Raw genomic sequence first — 1,058 nt, forward strand, 5'->3', positions numbered from 1 at the left:
AGCAGCGTACAATAAGGCCTGTTTTGCTTTCTCTGTATAAATTTCGTTCATAAGGTCCTCCTATCTGGTTACCTATATTTCAGTTTCACAAGCATCGATCTTAAAATTAAGGACCGGACTTCATCAGCGTTAACAATTTTACCTAGGGCATCCTTGTCGACCGCTGAGTGCATGATTTGCGCTTCATTTTCGGTAACAATCTCGTTGACTAATAAATTTTGAATGATGGCAGTTGCATCACGTAAGCTCATTTTTTGATGGATAAGGTCGACCATAGCATCAATTAAATCTGCTTCTTCGACAATTTCCAATTTCATAATACGGATATAGCCACCCCCACCACGTTTACTTTCTACAATATAACCCTTTTGAGGGGTAAATCGCGTGTTAATCACGTAATTAATTTGGGATGGGACACATTGAAATTGGTCTGCGATTTCACTACGACTAATCTCAACATGCTCTTCTTGTTGTAAGATTTGCTTTAAATAAGATTCAATAATATCAGACATATTTCTATTTTTCATATTCATCACCTCAAGCCTGATTCTTATTTTGACTAACTTTGACTAATTAACCATATCATACGATAACCGCAGTCAAATAGTCAATTCAAAAGCTTAGTAATTGGAGGTGTGACAAAAGTCGTTTAGACTCGACGCACTAGACCAAAAGCCGAATAAACACTGCAAGTGTTTAGCATATTTTGGGAAGTGTCGGAAGCGTTTGACTTTTGGAACCTGGTTTGAAGACGTATCTTAACGAGCGTTATACGCTGTAAAAGAAAAAATTTGAAATATCGCATCTTTATATAGCAAAAAGGCAACGCAAAGGAATGGCTGGTCAACTCCTTTACGCTACCCTCAAGTTGAAGTGCGCTGGCCTCATTTTTCAAATCAAAATCATTAGACTGTGTGAAGTCACCGCATCTTATGCTAAGGCTGCGATAACCCTGTCGGTGAAGGCTGCTGTTGTTAAATCGCCGCCTAAGTCTCGGGTAAAGTTACCTGCATCGGACAAGACCGTATTCAAAGCGTCGCGCAAACGAGTGGCATCCA

1 protein-coding gene is annotated in these 1,058 nt (G+C 39.5%); it reads right to left on the bottom strand.

The genetic code is table 11. The features are described 5' to 3' along the window. Positions 1–68: 68 nt before the first annotated feature. Positions 69–527 (bottom strand): CtsR family transcriptional regulator, encoded by a 459-nt coding sequence (locus ACRCJ0_RS15055; protein ID WP_431391017.1) that lies wholly within the window; start codon positions 525–527, stop codon positions 69–71. Positions 528–1,058 lie beyond the last annotated feature (531 nt).

This window comes from Aerococcus sp. L_32, assembly GCF_050689315.1.

Coding starts and splice junctions, on each gene's coding strand:
- ACRCJ0_RS15055 (WP_431391017.1), bottom strand. CDS start 527: ATGAAAAATAGAAATATGTCTGATATTATTGAATCTTATTTAAAGCAA.